Source organism: Streptomyces sp. T028, assembly GCF_048159505.1.
Lineage (GTDB): Bacteria > Actinomycetota > Actinomycetes > Streptomycetales > Streptomycetaceae > Streptomyces.
On the sequence record NZ_JBLRVZ010000038.1, the window covers coordinates 16,878 to 32,357 of the forward strand.

The 15,480-nt window shown below is 71.6% G+C and carries 10 protein-coding genes; 4 read left to right on the top strand and 6 right to left on the bottom strand.

Annotated features, from left to right (window positions below; translation table 11 throughout):
- Positions 1 to 16: 16 nt before the first annotated feature.
- Both ACLZN2_RS33345 and ACLZN2_RS33350 read left to right on the top strand, forming a co-directional pair.
- Positions 17 to 532, top strand: a complete 516-nt coding sequence (locus ACLZN2_RS33345) for a hypothetical protein (protein ID WP_416983138.1) — start codon at positions 17 to 19, stop codon at positions 530 to 532.
- A 74-nt stretch (positions 533 to 606) separates the two neighbouring features.
- Positions 607 to 1,701 (top strand): glycoside hydrolase family 26 protein, encoded by a 1,095-nt coding sequence (locus tag ACLZN2_RS33350; RefSeq protein ID WP_416983139.1) that lies wholly within the window; start codon positions 607 to 609, stop codon positions 1,699 to 1,701.
- A 58-nt stretch (positions 1,702 to 1,759) separates the two neighbouring features.
- On the opposite strand, the gene ACLZN2_RS33355 is transcribed toward ACLZN2_RS33350, so the two are convergent.
- Entirely contained in the window at positions 1,760 to 3,994 is a 2,235-nt protein-coding gene (locus ACLZN2_RS33355) for a lipopolysaccharide biosynthesis protein (protein ID WP_416983140.1), read from the bottom strand.
- On the bottom strand, positions 3,987 to 5,225 hold the full coding sequence (locus tag ACLZN2_RS33360; protein ID WP_416983141.1) for a DegT/DnrJ/EryC1/StrS family aminotransferase: 1,239 nt from the start codon (positions 5,223 to 5,225) through the stop codon (positions 3,987 to 3,989). Before ACLZN2_RS33360 ends, ACLZN2_RS33355 begins: the two co-directional genes overlap by 8 nt.
- A gap of 347 nt (positions 5,226 to 5,572) precedes the next feature.
- Between ACLZN2_RS33360 and fahA the strand changes: the two genes are divergently transcribed.
- Together fahA and ACLZN2_RS33370 are read left to right on the top strand one after the other, a co-directional pair.
- On the top strand, positions 5,573 to 6,784 hold the full coding sequence (fahA, locus tag ACLZN2_RS33365; protein WP_416983142.1) for a fumarylacetoacetase: 1,212 nt from the start codon (positions 5,573 to 5,575) through the stop codon (positions 6,782 to 6,784).
- 200 nt (positions 6,785 to 6,984) lie between these two features.
- Positions 6,985 to 7,923, top strand: coding sequence for a M56 family metallopeptidase (locus ACLZN2_RS33370; RefSeq protein ID WP_416983313.1), 939 nt, complete (start codon positions 6,985 to 6,987; stop codon positions 7,921 to 7,923).
- A 176-nt stretch (positions 7,924 to 8,099) separates the two neighbouring features.
- Here the strand turns inward: ACLZN2_RS33370 and recQ are convergent, their stop codons facing one another.
- From recQ to nuoL, 4 genes are all read right to left on the bottom strand, one after another.
- On the bottom strand, positions 8,100 to 10,154 hold the full coding sequence (gene recQ, locus ACLZN2_RS33375) for a DNA helicase RecQ (RefSeq protein ID WP_416983314.1): 2,055 nt from the start codon (positions 10,152 to 10,154) through the stop codon (positions 8,100 to 8,102).
- A gap of 188 nt (positions 10,155 to 10,342) precedes the next feature.
- Positions 10,343 to 11,992: an NADH-quinone oxidoreductase subunit NuoN gene (gene nuoN / locus ACLZN2_RS33380; protein ID WP_416983143.1), complete on the bottom strand. Its 1,650-nt coding sequence runs from the start codon at positions 11,990 to 11,992 to the stop codon at positions 10,343 to 10,345.
- Positions 11,989 to 13,560, bottom strand: a complete 1,572-nt coding sequence (locus tag ACLZN2_RS33385; protein WP_416983144.1) for an NADH-quinone oxidoreductase subunit M — start codon at positions 13,558 to 13,560, stop codon at positions 11,989 to 11,991. The genes nuoN and ACLZN2_RS33385 overlap by 4 nt, the downstream gene beginning before the upstream one ends.
- Positions 13,561 to 13,565: 5 nt before the next feature.
- The gene (gene nuoL, locus ACLZN2_RS33390; protein WP_416983145.1) at positions 13,566 to 15,479 is read right to left on the bottom strand and encodes an NADH-quinone oxidoreductase subunit L; all 1,914 of its coding nucleotides are present in this window, start codon (positions 15,477 to 15,479) and stop codon (positions 13,566 to 13,568) included.
- Between the last annotated feature and the right edge of the window lies 1 nt (position 15,480).

Below are 15,480 nucleotides of genomic sequence, written 5' to 3' on the forward strand. Positions count from 1 at the left end.
ACTCAAGGTGATCGAAGTGACGACCACGGAATCCGCGGACAGCGGCGAGAACGGCGGCATCGGCAACACCGGCGACGAGGACACCGCGGTCAGGGGGGTCACCGGTGACCCCGGGGAGGCACGGCGTGTCCGGGTCACCGCGACGCGGCTCAGAGTCCTCGTCGGAGTCTCCGGCTGGCTCGCGCTGGCCGCCACCGCCGTACCCGGGCCCTCTCCGCTGCGCTGGATCCCGGTGCTGCTCTTCGTCCTGTTCGGGCCGGGCTGTGCGGCGCTGTATCCGCAGCCGGGCGGGCTGGCCTCCGGGGCCCGGCTGGAGGCGGTCGCGCTCGCCGCACCCATCAGCCTCTCGCTGGGCGTGCTGACCGCCACCTCGCTGTTCCTGGTGAAGGGTTTCTCGGAGGTGGCCTTCCTCGTTTCGCTCGCCGTCTTCACCACGGTCGTCGCCGCCCTTCCGGGCCTCCCGCTGCCCGCCGCCCGGCGCGGCGCGGTGGAGCCCGGCCGGCGCAGGCCCTTGGGCGGTAGTGCCACGTGACGGGACGGCACCGAAGGCACAGCGAGGGGAACGACAACGAAGTGAGGGAGTGGGAAGGAGTGAAGCGGGAAGGGGTGAGGCGCACCTACACGTCCGTCGTGCTGGTGGCGGTGGCCGCGCTGCTCGCCGGGCTGGGCCTGTGGGCCAACCGCCCCGGCGACCGTGCGTCCGCCGGGGACCCCCTGCCGGACAACGCGGCCTCGGGCGCGCTGCCCACCGGTGCCTGCGCCCCCACCGGCACACTGGTTCCGCCCTGCGGCGCCTGGTGGGGCGCCGCAGTGCCGTACGCCGGGAACGGCTCCCTCAAGGACGCCGTGCTCGGCTTCGAGAAGCGCATCGGCCGCAAGCTCGACCTCGTCTACAACTACCACGACATGTCGGGCACAAGGCTCGACGGGGAACTCCTCACCCCCGACGAACAGGACCTCGGCCGGGACCGGCTCCTCATGCTCGCCTGGGAGTCCACCGTCTGGACCGAACCGCACCACGAGAACTGGACGGAGACCCAGCTCGGCTGGAAGAACATCGCCTCGGGGAAGTACGACGAGAAGATCCTCGATCCGCAGATCCGCCGTATCAAGGCCTACGGCAAACGCGTCTTCCTCTCCTTCGACCAGGAGACCGACGCCCGTATCAAGGAAGGCGCCGGCACCCCGGAGGAGTTCGTCGCGGCCTACCGCCATCTGCGCGACCGCTTCCGGGAACTGGGCGCCGACAACGTCGTGTGGGTGTGGACCGTCTCCGGCTATCTCGGCAGCGCCAGGGACATGAAGGCGCTGTACCCCGGTGACGGGTACGTCGACTGGATCGCCATGGACCAGTACAACTACTACCAGTGCCACGGCACCAGCGACTGGAAGGACTTCCTGCGCAGCCAACGCCCCAGCTACGAATGGCTCCGCGAGAACGTCACCGACGACAAGCCCGTGATGCTCGCCGAGTACGCCACCGCGCCCGACGCGGACGACCCGGTGCGCCAGCGCGACTGGTACACCCGGATCCCCGCCTCCGTGAAGAAGCTCCCCGACGTGAAGGCCCTGGTCCACTGGAACCGGCCCACCTCCGAGGAGCCCGAGTGCGACCTCACCGTCAACGACGGCCCGGGACTGGAGGGTTACCGCGAGGCCGGCCGGAACAGCTACTTCCACCAGCCGGTGCCGACGCGCTGACACCTCGGAAGGTCCCCTCACGCGGCGGAATGTCCCACTGACGCGGCGGACCGGCGCTTCAGGAGTGGGCGCGCGCCACTCTCCCGTGCAACGCCAGGGCCAGGACGGCGAGACCGAGGACGGCGAGCAGGGGCAGAGCCGCCGGCGCGAGTTCCTGCCGCCACACCCAGCCGCCCAGTGCGAGGAGATACAGCACACCCCACCGCCCCGGCCACGTCCACCGCGCGCCCACCCGCCCCAGCAGCAGCCACACCGGTATGAGGCACAGCAGTTGCGCGACCGGCGGTACCCACCGCAGCAGCGGCTCGGGCCCGTCCAGCCCCACCCCGTCCGCGAGGAACCCGGCCACCCGCGAGTACAACTCCCCGCCGACCGGCCGCGGTTCCCATCCGAAGGCCATGGGTACGGCGTCCAGGGCGAGCAGCGCCGACGCCAGCGCCGCCCCCGGCAGCCACACGTCCCGCGCGTTGCGCAGGGTCACCGAGCCGACGAACACCACGAGCAGCACCCCGCCCGCCGCGAGCGCCGCGGGCGGCAGCGCCGTCAGCATGTGCTGCCCGGTGAGTACGTCCTCGTACGGGCCGTCGAGCCACGGCAGACCGTGCAACGCCGCCCAGAAGACGGCCGTGGCCACACCGAGCAGCCCCCACAGGGCGCCCGTGGTCCACCGCTCCACGGAGTCGGCCGGCGCGGTCCGTTCCCGGCCGGACCGAGGGGCCTCCTCGCTCCCCGCGCCGGACCGCCGCGGCCGGGCGATCAGCGCCAGCGTGTCCGCCTGCAGCGCCTCGCGTTCGTACCCGGGACGCCCGATGAACAGCGTGACCGTGTCCTCGTCGAGCCCCTCGCGCTCGTACGCCGCCCTGCGCGCCCAGTTGGTGCCGTACCCGGCGGTGGCGTTCAGACGGGCCAGGCGGGTGTCCTTCGCGGCCGGGGCGGTGGCGGGACCGTCGGGGGGCAGCCGGTCGTTGCGGCGCAGGGCGGAGCGCAGGCCCACCACCGAAACCGCGGCGATCAGCGTCATGCTGATCAGCACCGCCCAGCCCGCGCCGTCGATCCCGGTCGGCGCGAACAACACGGCCGCGCTGCCCAGTACCAGCGTGCACATGGCGCCCTGGAGCGCGGCGAGCACCCCGGTGCGGCCCTGCACCCGCAGCACCCCGATGTACAACTCGACCACGACCCGGGGCAGCGCCCCGGCGGCCAGCAGTCGCAGCACGGTGGTGCCGTGCTCGGCGTAGTCCTCGTGGAACGGCGTGAGGATCTGCGGCGCGAACAGCACCAGCACCAGCACCACAGGCACCAGCAGCAGCGTCATCCGGCGCAGCGCCCCGCGCACCCCGTCGGCGAGCCGGCGCGGGTCGTGCGAGGCGTGGGCGGTGAGGGAGGAGGCCATGTTGATGGCCATGAACTCCATCGTGCCGCCCACGGTGTACGCCACGTAGAAGTAGCCGTTCTCCGCCGCGCTGAAGCGGACCGCGACCATCACCGGCAGCAGGTTGATCATCGCCAGGCTGAACAGCGCGCCCAGCGAGTCCCCGGCCAGGAAACGGCCCATCTCCCGCAGCTTCGGCGGCTCCAGGTCCCGATCGGCGTCGGCCTGGCGCGGGATGAGCCTGCGGAAGATCAGCCAGCCCAGCGGGAGCGTCGAGAACGCGATGGCCACGGCCCAGGACACGAAGATGCCGAGCACCGGCAGCGCCGTCGCGAAGACGACCAGCAGGATCAGCTTGCCACCCGAGAAGATCGCGTTCCCGATCGGCACCCAGCCCGATCTGCGCAGCCCGGTGAGCACCCCGTCCTGCAGCGTGAGCAGCGCCCACGCCACGCACGCCACGACGAACGCCGCGCCCGCCGCCGGTGTCCCCAGGGGCGCGTAGGACGCACCCCACAGGTCGAGCGTGAACAGGAAGACGGCGGCGGCCATGGCCACGACCACCGAACTCGCCGCGTACGCGCGCCACACCAGCGAGCCGGTGGCGCGTCCCGCGCGCGGGACGAAGCGGACGACGGCGCCGATCATCGTGGTCGCCGTGATGCTGGCGAGCAGCCGCATCGCGGCGATCGCGGCCGACCCCTGGCCGACGGCCTCCTCGGAGTAGTAGCGGGCTGCCACCAGCCAGAATCCCAGGCCCAGCACCGCCGAGACACCGGTGCTGAGCATCAGGAAGTAGGCGTTCCTGAACAGCGAGTCGCTGCCGTGGCCGTCGTCGGCCGGTGCCGGCCCGTGCGTCCCCTTCCCGGCGGGCGGCGCCGGGCGCCCGGGTACCTGGATCTCGGCCTGTGTCTCAGCCACGGGTCGGTCCCAGCCCTCCCGGTACCTCGGCCGGCCGCACCCTGGCGTCGTCCAGCGCCTCGACGATCCGACGGGCCCGCAGCGGGTCCACGGGCAGCGCGTGCCGCGCGAACCAGCGGGCCCCGGCCGGGTCGGGCGACGGATCCGTGAACCGCTCCCCCGCGTAGTCGTCGAGCGGCGGGTCATAGAGGTACCCCACGACGATGCCCCGCCGTTCGAGCGCCGCCCTCGCCGCGTCCCGGTCGGCCACGAACAGGGGCACCCGGAAGAGGGGTTGGGCGGGAACGGGCCCGACCTTGCTGTGCGGTCTCGCCCACGGCGTGGACAGCAGCAGCTCCGTGCCGGCCCGGCAGGCGGCCAGCACCCCGTCCAGGCGGTCCAGCCTGCGCCCGATGCGCCCGAGCCGCAGCGCACCGGAACGCAGCCGGTAGTCGTGCATGTCGACCCGTACCCAGGAGTCGTGCGCGGTGAGGTCCGGCGCCGCCGCCACGGCCCGGGCCAGCTCCTGCGGGCACAGCGGCATCCTGATCTCCTCGCGCTCCATCAGCCCGAGCAGCCGCAGGGTGGCCCAGGCCGCCCGTCGCAGCCCCAGACCCCGCACGGCGGCCTCCGCGTACGGCCGGACCGTGTAGGCGAGTTCCGCCGTAAGCCTGCCCGGCAGCAGCAGGTCCGCGCAGCTCTTCTCCAACGCGTCGCGCAGCCCGGGGTCGGCGAAGGCCAGGAAACCCCCGGCCTTGGCACCGACATGCTTGGACAGGCTGAAGACGGAGGCGTCCCCCCAGGACCCGACCGGTCTCCCGCCCACCTCGCTGCCGATCGCGTGGGCCCCGTCCTCGAACAGCGGGATGCCCAGCGCGTCGCACTTCTCCCGCAGCCACGGCGTGTCGTCCGGGTTGCCGTACAGATTCGTCGTGAGCACGGCGGACAGCGAGCCCCACGTCTCGTCGGGCACGGCGTCGACGTCGATCGACGCGTCCAACGGGTTCAACGGCGCCTGCACGGGTCTCAGCCCGGCCGCGAGCACCACGAAGAAAATCACGTCGTCGTTGACCGGCGACATCAGTACCCGGCCGCCGGGCGGGCACCAGTGGCGCAGGGCCACGTACAGCCCGAATCTGCACGACGGCACGTACACGCATTCCCGGCCGAGTCTGCCGCGCATGGTCGCTTCCAGCCGCTTCGGCCGTGCACCACGCCGCGCCGACCCGAGGCCGGCCTCCCCAATGGCCATCCGCCCCCCAGGTGTGCCATGGGAACGCCCCCTCCCCGAGGCCTTCCGGCACCCGCTCAGAGTGTCCCCTTTCGCACCGCTCCGTCAAGATTGCGCACCCTCCCGTCGACAACTTCCGGTAAGCAGACAAAAGCGGAGAGCTGCCATCGCCCGCCCCGCGGATCCCCCGCTCAGGCACACCCCGCATCGCACCCCGGGGTGCCCCGCGGGTCCCGTCCCCGCACAACCCGCGGGTCCCCGCCCCATCCCGTCGGCACGGGGTCGGACGTAACGTGTGGCCCGGCTGCCCGCACCCGCGGAGCGCACGCGAGCACGACATGGTGAGCACGAAAGAGAGGCAGTACCCGATGCCCCCCTTCGACATCCCCGAGGGCGATCCCTTCGGCCCGCACAACCTTCCGTACGGCGTCTTCTCCCTCCCGGGCTCCGCGGAGCGGACCGTCGGCGTACGGCTCGGCGACCACGTCCTGGACGCGGGCGCCGCGGCCCGCGCGCTCGGCTCGCCGCACGCCGCCCTGCTCGCCCGGCCGACCCTCAACCCCCTGCTGGCGGCGGGCCGCACCACCTGGTCGGAGGTCCGGCGCACGCTCACCGAGGCCGTCACCGACCCCGCGCACCGCGCCGCTCTCGAACCGCTCCTCCGCCCCCTGTCCTCGGTGACCCTGCACCTGCCCTTCGAGGTCGCGGACTACGTCGACTTCTACGCCTCCGAGAACCACGCCCGGAACGTCGGCCAGATCTTCCGCCCCGACGCGGCCGACTCCCTCACCCCGAACTGGAAGCATCTGCCCATCGGTTACCACGGCCGGTCGGGCACGGTGATCGTCTCCGGCACGGACGTGGTCCGCCCGTCGGGCCAGCGCAAGGGCCCCGCCGATCCCACCCCGGTGTTCGGCCCGTCCGTCCGCCTCGACATCGAGGCCGAGGTCGGCTTCGTGGTGGGCGTGCCGTCGGCGATGGGCGAGCCGGTGGCCGCGGGCGCCTTCCGGGACCACGTCTTCGGCCTCTGCCTGCTCAACGACTGGTCCGCCCGGGACGTCCAGGCCTGGGAGTACGTCCCCCTCGGCCCGTTCCTCGGCAAGTCCTTCGCCACCTCGGTGTCGGCCTGGATCACCCCGCTGGAGGCGCTGGAGGAGGCGCGCGTGGCCCCGCCGGAGCGCACCCAGCCACTGCTGCCCTACCTGGACGACTCCGCCGCCGAACCCGCCGGCTACGACCTGCGGATCTCGGTGGCGATCAACGGCCATGTCGTGTCCGAACCCCCCTTCGCCTCGATGTACTGGACCGCCGCCCAGCAGCTCGCCCACATGACCGTCAACGGCGCCTCCCTGCGCACCGGCGACCTCTACGGCTCGGGCACGGTCAGCGGCCCGGCCCCGGACCAGCGCGGCTCCCTCCTGGAGCTGACCTGGAACGGCCGCGACGCCCTCGAACTCCCCGACGGCAAGCGGACCTTCCTGGAGGACGGCGACGAGGTGACCCTGTCGGCATGGGCCCCGGGGTCCGGCGGCCTGCGGGTGGGGCTGGGAGTGGTGAGCGGGCGGATCGTGGCGGGATGACGGGCCTGCTTCCAGCAGGCTGACTCCGGCGGTCACCGCCGTCATACTGGCGGCGGGCGCCGTCCTCGTGCCGCTCCCGCCGCACGTCCGTCGCACCACCGGCCGGCCCTCCGCTCCCGGAGCGCAAGCCCGCCCCACCCCTTGCGTCCCTCGTCCGTCCTCTCCGACCAGGATCCGGAGCCCCTGGCATGACCGATGGCATGACCGTCTGCCTGCTCCTGCTGAGCGCCGTCGCGGTGACGGCCGCCGTGCCGGCGCCGCGTGCGCTGACCCGGGCCGAGTGGCCCGAGCGGGAGCCGGTCGTGGCGCTGTGGGTGTGGCAGTGCCTGGTCGCCACGGTGCTGCTGTGCTGTCTGGCGGCGCTGGTACTCGGCACGGCCGCCGTCTTCCACACGGTCCGCGTCCAGGTCTTCGCCCCCGCTCCGCCCGCGGTGACCGAGGCGTACGACCTCTCCGCGGCCCCGCCCTGGGCTACGGCGCTCACCCTGCTGCTGGCCTGCGGGGCCGCCTGGACCACCGCGATGCTGGCCCGGGAGCTCGTGGAGGCGCGCCGCCGCCGCGGCCAGGCCCGCGCCCACCTGCGTGAACGCGCCCCCGACCTGCCCGCGGGCCTGCCGTCCGCCCGTGGCCCGCTGCTGGTGTTGGAGGACGAGTACCCCGACGCCTGGTGGATGCCCGGCAACCCGCCCCAGCTGATCGTCACCACCGGGGCCCTGCACCGCCTCACCTCCCACCAGTTGGACGCCGTCCTGACCCATGAGCGCGGCCACGCCCGCGCCCACCACGACTGGCTGCTGCACCTCTCGACCGCCCTGGCCACCGGATTCCCCCGCATTCCGCTCTTCTCCCATTTCTGCGACCAGACGCACCGCCTGGTCGAACTCGCCGCCGACGACACCGCGTCCCGTCGCTGCGGCCACCTGACCACCGCCCTGGCGCTGATAGAGCTGAACCAGCACCGGGGTGTCCTGTCCTGCGCCTCCAGTCATCGCCTCCTCGGCGAGCGCGTCGACCGGCTCCTCGAGCCGCCGCCCCGGCTGGGCCGCAGACACCGGGCGCTGACGACGGCGGTGGCCGGGCTGATCCCCCTGCTCCCCCTGCTGATCGCCTTCGCGCCGGGCCTCAACGCCCTGGCGTGACACCGGCACCGCGCCGCCGCCGTAAGGGGCGGCGCAGCACTTCCGCACCACCTGTTCGGCCCACCCCGTACAGCACGGGCGTGGTGAGGTCGCCGTCGGTCGCCGTCGGTCCACACGGCCGCGCACACCCCGCCCGAGTGCGCGCGGCCGACCTGTGGTCGGGTCCGGCCCGGCGCCTATATCCAGTCGTCCGGCTCGGGCTCCATGTCCATCTCGGGCCAGTCGTCGTCAGCACCGGCCTTGGCCACGGCTCCGGCCGCGGCGCCGGAACCGCCCGCTGGCCCTCCGGCGCTCCCCGTCTCCCCGCCGACCTCCGCAGCCGCCCCCGGCGCGCTCCCCAGCTCCGCCAGGACCGCGATGACGCCCTCCCCGTACGTCGCGAGCTTCTTCTCGCCGACGCCGCTGATCCCGCCCAGCTGCCGCACCGATGTCGGCCACGCGGTGACGATCTCCCGCAGCGTGGCGTCGTGGAAGATGACGTACGCCGGGACGCCCTGTTCGCGGGCCTGTTCGGCGCGCCAGGCGCGCAGCGCCTCGAAGGCGGGGAGCAACTGCTCGGGCAGTTCGGCCGCGGACGCCTTGGCCTTGCCCTTCCCGGTGGAGGACGAGCCCGACGCCTTCGCCGTCGCCGGCTTCTTCGGTTCCTTGCGCAGCGGCACCTCCCGCTCGCGCCGCAGGACCGCCCCGCTGGCCTCGGTCAGCACCAGGGTGCCGTACTCCCCCTCGACCGCGAGGAGACCCTGCGCCAGCAACTGCCGGACGACGCCCCGCCATTCACCCTCGGCGAGCTCCTCGCCGATGCCGAACACGGACAGCTGGTCGTGGTCGAACTGGATGACCTTGCCCGTGCGCTTGCCCAGCAGGATGTCGACGATCTGCACCGCGCCGAACTTCTGCCCGCGCTCCCGCTGCAGCCGCACCACCGTCGACAGCACCTTCTGGGCGGCGACCGTGCCGTCCCAGGTCTCCGGCGGGGCGACACAAGTGTCGCAGTTGCCGCAGCCCGCCGGGCCGGCCTCCTGCCCGAAGTAGGCGAGGAGCTGGCTCCGACGGCACTGGGCGGTCTCGCACAGCGCCAGCATCGAGTCCAGGTGGGCGGTGGCCCGCCGCCGGAACGCCTCGTCGCCCTCGCCGGACTGGATCAGCTTGCGCTGCTGTATGACGTCGTTGAGGCCGTAGGCCATCCAGGCCGTCGAGGGGAGTCCGTCACGGCCCGCGCGGCCGGTCTCCTGGTAGTAGCCCTCGATCGACTTGGGCAGATCGAGGTGGGCGACGAAGCGGACGTCCGGCTTGTCGATACCCATGCCGAAGGCGATGGTCGCGCAGACGACCAGGCCCTCCTCGCGCAGGAACCGCGCCTGGTGCGCCGCGCGGGTGCCCGCGTCCAGACCCGCGTGGTACGGGACCGCCTCGACGCCGTTCTTCGAGAGGAACTCGGCGGTTTTCTCGACCGAGTTGCGCGACAGGCAGTACACGATGCCCGCGTCGCCCGGGTGCTCCTCGCGCAGGAAGCCCAGCAGCTGCTTCCTCGGGTCGGCCTTGGGCACGATCCGGTACTGGATGTTGGGGCGGTCGAAGCTCGCCACGAAGTGCCGGGCGGCCGGCATGTTCAGCCGCTGGGTGAGCTCCTCGTGGGTCGCGCGGGTGGCCGTCGCCGTGAGCGCGATGCGCGGGACGTCCGGCCAGCGCTCACCGAGCAGGGAGAGGGACAGATAGTCGGGGCGGAAGTCGTGGCCCCACTGGGACACACAGTGCGCCTCGTCGATCGCGAACACCGAGATCTTGCCGCGCGAGAGCAGATCCAGCGTGGAGTCCAGGCGCAGCCGCTCGGGCGCCAGGTAGAGCAGGTCCAGTTCGCCCGCGAGGAACTCGGCCTCGACCACGCGCCGCTCGTCGAAGTCCTGCGTGGAGTTGACGAACCCGGCGCGCACGCCGAGCGCCCGCAGTGCGTCCACCTGGTCCTGCATGAGGGCGATCAGCGGCGAGACGACCACTCCCGTGCCCGGTCTGACCAGGGCCGGGATCTGGTAGCACAGCGACTTGCCGCCGCCGGTCGGCATGAGGACGACCGCGTCCCCGCCGGCCACCACATGCTCGATGACCTCTTCCTGCTCGCCGCGGAAGGCCTCGTATCCGAAGACCCGGTGCAGCGTGGCCAGTGCCTCGCTCTCCGTCCGCCCCGGTGTCCCGGTGATCCCTGTCATCTCGCCGATCCCGCCCGTCCCACCCATCGTCTCGTCCCCCGTACGTCGTCCCTCGACCACTGCCTCCACGATAGGGGTCCGGACTGACACCGCCGGAGTTATCCACAGGCTCGCTCAGGTCACCCTGTGTACAACGTGCCTCACTCGAACACGCGGACGGGCCCGGCCCTTCGGAAACCGAGGGAGCCGGACCCGCCGTACACGCGTCTCGCGGGTCAGCGCACGAACACCCCGGCCTGGTTCGCCAGGTCCAGGAAGTACTGCGGCGCCACACCGAGCACCAGCGTGACCGCGACCCCCACGCCGATGGCAGCCATCGTCAGCGGAGACGGCACGGCGACGGTCGGACCCTCCGGCTTCGGCTCGCTGAAGAACATCAGCACGATCACCCGGATGTAGAAGAACGCGGCGATCGCCGACGAGATCACACCGACCACGACCAGCGGCCCCGCCCCGCCCTCGGCGGCCGCCTTGAACACGGCGAACTTCCCGGCGAACCCGGAGGTCAGCGGGATACCTGCGAAGGCCAGCAGGAACACCGCGAACACGGCCGCGACCAGCGGCGAGCGCCGGCCCAGCCCCGCCCACTTGGACAGGTGCGTGGCCTCGCCGCCGGCGTCGCGCACCAGGGTCACCACCGCGAACGCGCCGATGGTCACGAAGGAGTACGCGGCCAGGTAGAACAGCACGGACGAGACACCGTCGGGGGTGGTCGCGATGACACCCGCGAGGATGAATCCGGCGTGCGCGATGGACGAGTACGCCAGCAGGCGCTTGATGTCGGTCTGGGTGATCGCGACGATCGCGCCGCCCAGCATGGTGATGATCGCGACGCCCCACATGACCGGCCGCCAGTCCCAGCGCAGGCCGGGCAGGACGACGTAGAGGACCCGCAGCAGCGCGCCGAAGGCGGCCACCTTGGTCGCCGCGGCCATGAAGCCGGTGACCGGGGTCGGCGCGCCCTGGTAGACGTCCGGCGTCCACATGTGGAACGGCACGGCGCCGACCTTGAACAGCAGGCCCATGACGATCAGCGCGGTGCCGACGAGCAGCAGCGCGTCGTTGCCCATGGTGTCGGCGAGCGCCGGGTTCACGTTCTTGACGGTGCCGTCGACGACCTGGGAGATCGTCGCGTACGACACCGAGCCGGCGTACCCGTACAGCAGGGCGATGCCGAAGAGGGTGAAGGCGGAGGCGAAGGCGCCGAGCAGGAAGTACTTGACCGCGGCTTCCTGCGACATGAGCCGCTTGCGGCGGGCCAGGGCGCACAGGAGATAGAGGGGGAGCGAGAAGACTTCCAGGGCGATGAAGAGGGTCAGCAGGTCGTTGGCCGACGGGAAGACCAGCATGCCGGCGACCGCGAACAGCAGCAGCGGGAAGACCTCGGTGGTGGTGAAACCGGCCTTGACCGCGGCTTTCTCGCTGTCGCTGCCGGGCACGGAGGCCGCCTGGGCGGCGAAGGAGTCGACCCGGTTGCCGTGCGCCTCGGGGTCGAGGCGGCGTTCGGCGAAGGTGAACAGGCCGACCAGGGCGGCCAGCAGGATCGTGCCCTGCAGGAAGAGGGCCGGTCCGTCGACCGCGATCGCACCCATGGCGGCGATGCGCGCCTTGGTGGTGCCGTAGCCGTCCGCCGCGAGGGCGACGACCGCGGCGAAGGCAGCGGCCAGCGCGACGACGGACACGAACAGCTGTGCGTAGTAGCGGTGCTTGCGCGGCACGAACGCCTCGACGAGCACTCCGACGATCGCCGCACCCACGACGATCAAGGTGGGCGACAATTGCCCGTATTCGATCTTCGGCGCGTCGATCTTGGCGATCGGCTCGGCCGCCGTTGTCCACAGGCTGTGGACGGCTGATGCGCTCACTTGGCCGCCTCCACCTCGGGCCGGGGGTCCTTCTGATGTACGTCGGACAGGGTCTGCTGGACCGCCGGGTTGACGATGTCCGTGACGGGCTTCGGATAGACGCCCAGGAAGATCAGCAGCACGATCAGCGGCGCGACGACCGCGAGCTCACGCGCGCGGAGGTCGGGCATCGCGGAGACCTCGGGCTTCACCGGGCCGGTCATCGTCCGCTGGTAGAGGACGAGGGTGTAGAGCGCGGCGAGCACGATGCCGAAGGTGGCGATGATGCCGATCGCCGGATAGCGCGAGAACGTGCCGACGAGGACCAGGAACTCGCTCACGAACGGGGCGAGCCCGGGCAGCGACAGCGTCGCCAGACCACCGATCAGGAAGGTGCCGGCGAGCACCGGGGCGACCTTCTGCACACCGCCGTAGTCGGCGATGAGCCGCGAGCCACGCCGGGAGATCAGGAAGCCGGCGACCAGCATCAGGGCGGCTGTCGAGATGCCGTGGTTGACCATGTAGAGCGTGGCGCCGGACTGGCCCTGGCTGGTCATCGCGAAGATGCCCATGATGATGAAGCCGAAGTGCGAGATCGACGCGTACGCCACCAGCCGCTTGATGTCGCGCTGGCCGACGGCGAGCAGTGCCCCGTAGATGATGCTGATCAGCGCCAGTACGAGGATGGCCGGCGTCGCCCACTTGCTGGCCTCCGGGAACAGCTGGAGGCAGAAGCGGAGCATCGCGAAGGTGCCCACCTTGTCGACGACCGCGGTGATGAGCACGGCGACCGGGGCGGTGGACTCCTGCATGGCGTTGGGCAGCCAGGTGTGCAGCGGCCACAGGGGCGCCTTCACCGCGAAGGCGAAGAAGAAGCCGAGGAACAGCCAGCGTTCGGTGCTGGTCGCCATGTGCAGCGAGCCGCTCGCTCGGGCGTCGGCGATCTCGGTGAGCGAGAAGCTCCCGGCCACCACGTACAGCCCGATCACCGCGGCCAGCATGATCAGGCCGCCGACCAGGTTGTAGAGCAGGAACTTCACGGCCGCGTACGACCGTTGCGTGGACGCCGTCTTCTCGCCGTGCTCGTGGGCGCGGTCGCCGAAGCCGCCGATGAGGAAGTACATCGGGATGAGCATGGCTTCGAAGAAGATGTAGAAGACGAAGACGTCGGTGGCCTCGAAGGAGAGGATCACCATCGCCTCGACGGCCAGGATCAGCGCGAAGAAGCCCTGGGTGGGCCGCCAGCGCCTGCTGCCGGTCTCCAGCGGGTCGGCGTCGTGCCAGCCCGCCAGGATGATGAAGGGGATCAGCAGCGCGGTGAGCGCGACGAGGGCCACCGCGATGCCGTCCACGCCGAGTTCGTAGCGGACCCCGAAGTCCGCGATCCAGGCGTGGGATTCGGTGAGCTGGTAGCGGCTGCCGTCCGGGTCGAAGCGCACCAGGATGGCGATCGCCAGGGCGAGAGTGCCCAGCGACACGAGCAGGGCCAGCGATTTGGCGGCGTTGCGCCGGGCGGCCGGGACGGCGGCCGTGGCGACCGCCCCGATCGCCGGGAGCACGGCCGTCGCTGTCAGCAGAGGAAAGGACATCGGTATCAGACCGCCCTCATCAGCAGGGTCACGGCGACGAGGAGCGCCGCACCGCCGAACATCGAGACCGCGTACGACCGCGCGAAGCCGTTCTGCAGTCGGCGCAGCCGTCCGGAGAGGCCGCCGACCGAGGCCGCCGTACCGTTGACGACTCCGTCGACCAGGGTGTGGTCGACGTAGACCAGGGAGCGGGTGAGGTGCTCGCCGCCGCGGACCAGGACGACGTGGTTGAAGTCGTCCTGCAGCAGGTCGCGGCGGGCGGCCCGGGTGAGCAGCGACCCGCGCGGAGCGACGGCCGGGACCGGGCGGCGGCCGTACTGGGCGTAGGCGATGGCGACGCCGATGACCAGGCAGACCATGGTCGCTCCGGTGACCGTCGCCACGCTGAGCGGCGAGTCGCCCTCACTGTGACCGGTGACCGGTTCGAGCCAGTGCAGGAAGCGGTCGCCGATGCTGAAGAACCCGCCGGCGAAGACCGATCCGAAGGCGAGCACGATCATGGGGATCGTCATGACCCTGGGCGACTCGTGCGGGTGCGGCTCGTGGCCTTCCGCGTCGGGCTGCCAGCGCTTCTCGCCGAAGAACGTCATCAGCATCACGCGCGTCATGTAGTACGCGGTGATCGCCGCGCCCAGCAGGGCGCAGCCGCCGAGGATCCAGCCCTCGGTGCCGCCCTTGGCGAACGCCGCCTCGATGATCTTGTCCTTGGAGAAGAAGCCCGACAGACCCGGGAAGCCGATGATGGCGAGGTAGCCGAGGCCGAAGGTGACGAAGGTGACCGGCATGTACTTCCTGAGGCCGCCGTACCTGCGCATGTCGACCTCGTCGTTCATGCCGTGCATGACGGAGCCGGCGCCGAGGAACAGCCCGGCCTTGAAGAAGCCGTGCGTCACCAGGTGCATGATCGCGAAGACGTAGCCGATCGGGCCGAGGCCGGCGGCCAGCACCATGTAGCCGATCTGCGACATGGTGGAGCCGGCCAGGGCCTTCTTGATGTCGTCCTTCGCGCAACCGACGATCGCACCGAACAGGAGAGTGACCGCTCCGACCACGGTGACGACGAGCTGGGCGTCGGGCGCGCCGTTGAAGATGGCCGCGGAACGGACGATCAGGTACACGCCCGCCGTCACCATCGTCGCGGCGTGGATGAGGGCCGAGACCGGAGTCGGGCCCTCCATGGCGTCCCCGAGCCAGGACTGCAGCGGCACCTGGGCGGACTTGCCGCAGGCCGCGAGGAGCAGCATCAGGGCGATGGCGGTCAGCCTGCCCTCGGTCGCGTCGCCCGCGATGCCCGGCTCGTGCTCGGTGCCGAGCAGCGGGCCGAAGGCGAAGGTCCCGAAGGTGGTGAACATCAGCATGATGGCGATCGACAGGCCCATGTCGCCGACTCGGTTGACCAGGAAGGCCTTCTTCGCCGCGGTCGCCGCGCTGGGCTTGTGCTGCCAGAAGCCGATGAGCAGGTACGAGGCGAGACCGACGCCCTCCCAGCCGACGTACAGCAGCAGGTAGTTGTCGGCGAGGACGAGCAGCAGCATCGCCGCGAGGAACAGGTTGAGGTAGCCGAAGAAGCGGCGGCGCCGCTCGTCGTGCTCCATGTACCCGACGGAGTACAGGTGGATCAGCGAGCCGACGCCCGTGATCAGCAGCACGAACGTCATCGACAGCTGGTCGAGGCGGAAGGCGACGTCCGCCTGGAAGCCCTCGACCGGGATCCAGGTGAACAGGTGCTGGGTGAGCGTCCGGTCGTCGGCGCTCCTGCTGAGCAGGTCGCCGAAGAGGACGAGGCCGAACACGAAGGAGACGGCCGCGAGGAGCGTGCCGATCCATTGGCCGACGGCGTCGAGCCGGCGGCCGCCGACCAGGAGGACGGCCGCTCCGAGCAGGGGCGCCGCGATCAGCAGCGCGATCAGGTTCTCCACG

Excerpts from the sequence above, each read along its gene's own strand:
- ACLZN2_RS33370 (WP_416983313.1), top strand. The coding sequence starts at position 6,985 with ATGACCGTCTGCCTGCTCCTGCTGAGCGCCGTCGCGGTGACGGCCGCC.
- ACLZN2_RS33385 (WP_416983144.1), bottom strand. The coding sequence starts at position 13,560 with ATGTCCTTTCCTCTGCTGACAGCGACGGCCGTGCTCCCGGCGATCGGG.
- ACLZN2_RS33360 (WP_416983141.1), bottom strand. The coding sequence starts at position 5,225 with ATGGCCATTGGGGAGGCCGGCCTCGGGTCGGCGCGGCGTGGTGCACGG.
- recQ (WP_416983314.1), bottom strand. The coding sequence starts at position 10,154 with ATGGGTGGGACGGGCGGGATCGGCGAGATGACAGGGATCACCGGGACA.
- fahA (WP_416983142.1), top strand. The coding sequence starts at position 5,573 with ATGCCCCCCTTCGACATCCCCGAGGGCGATCCCTTCGGCCCGCACAAC.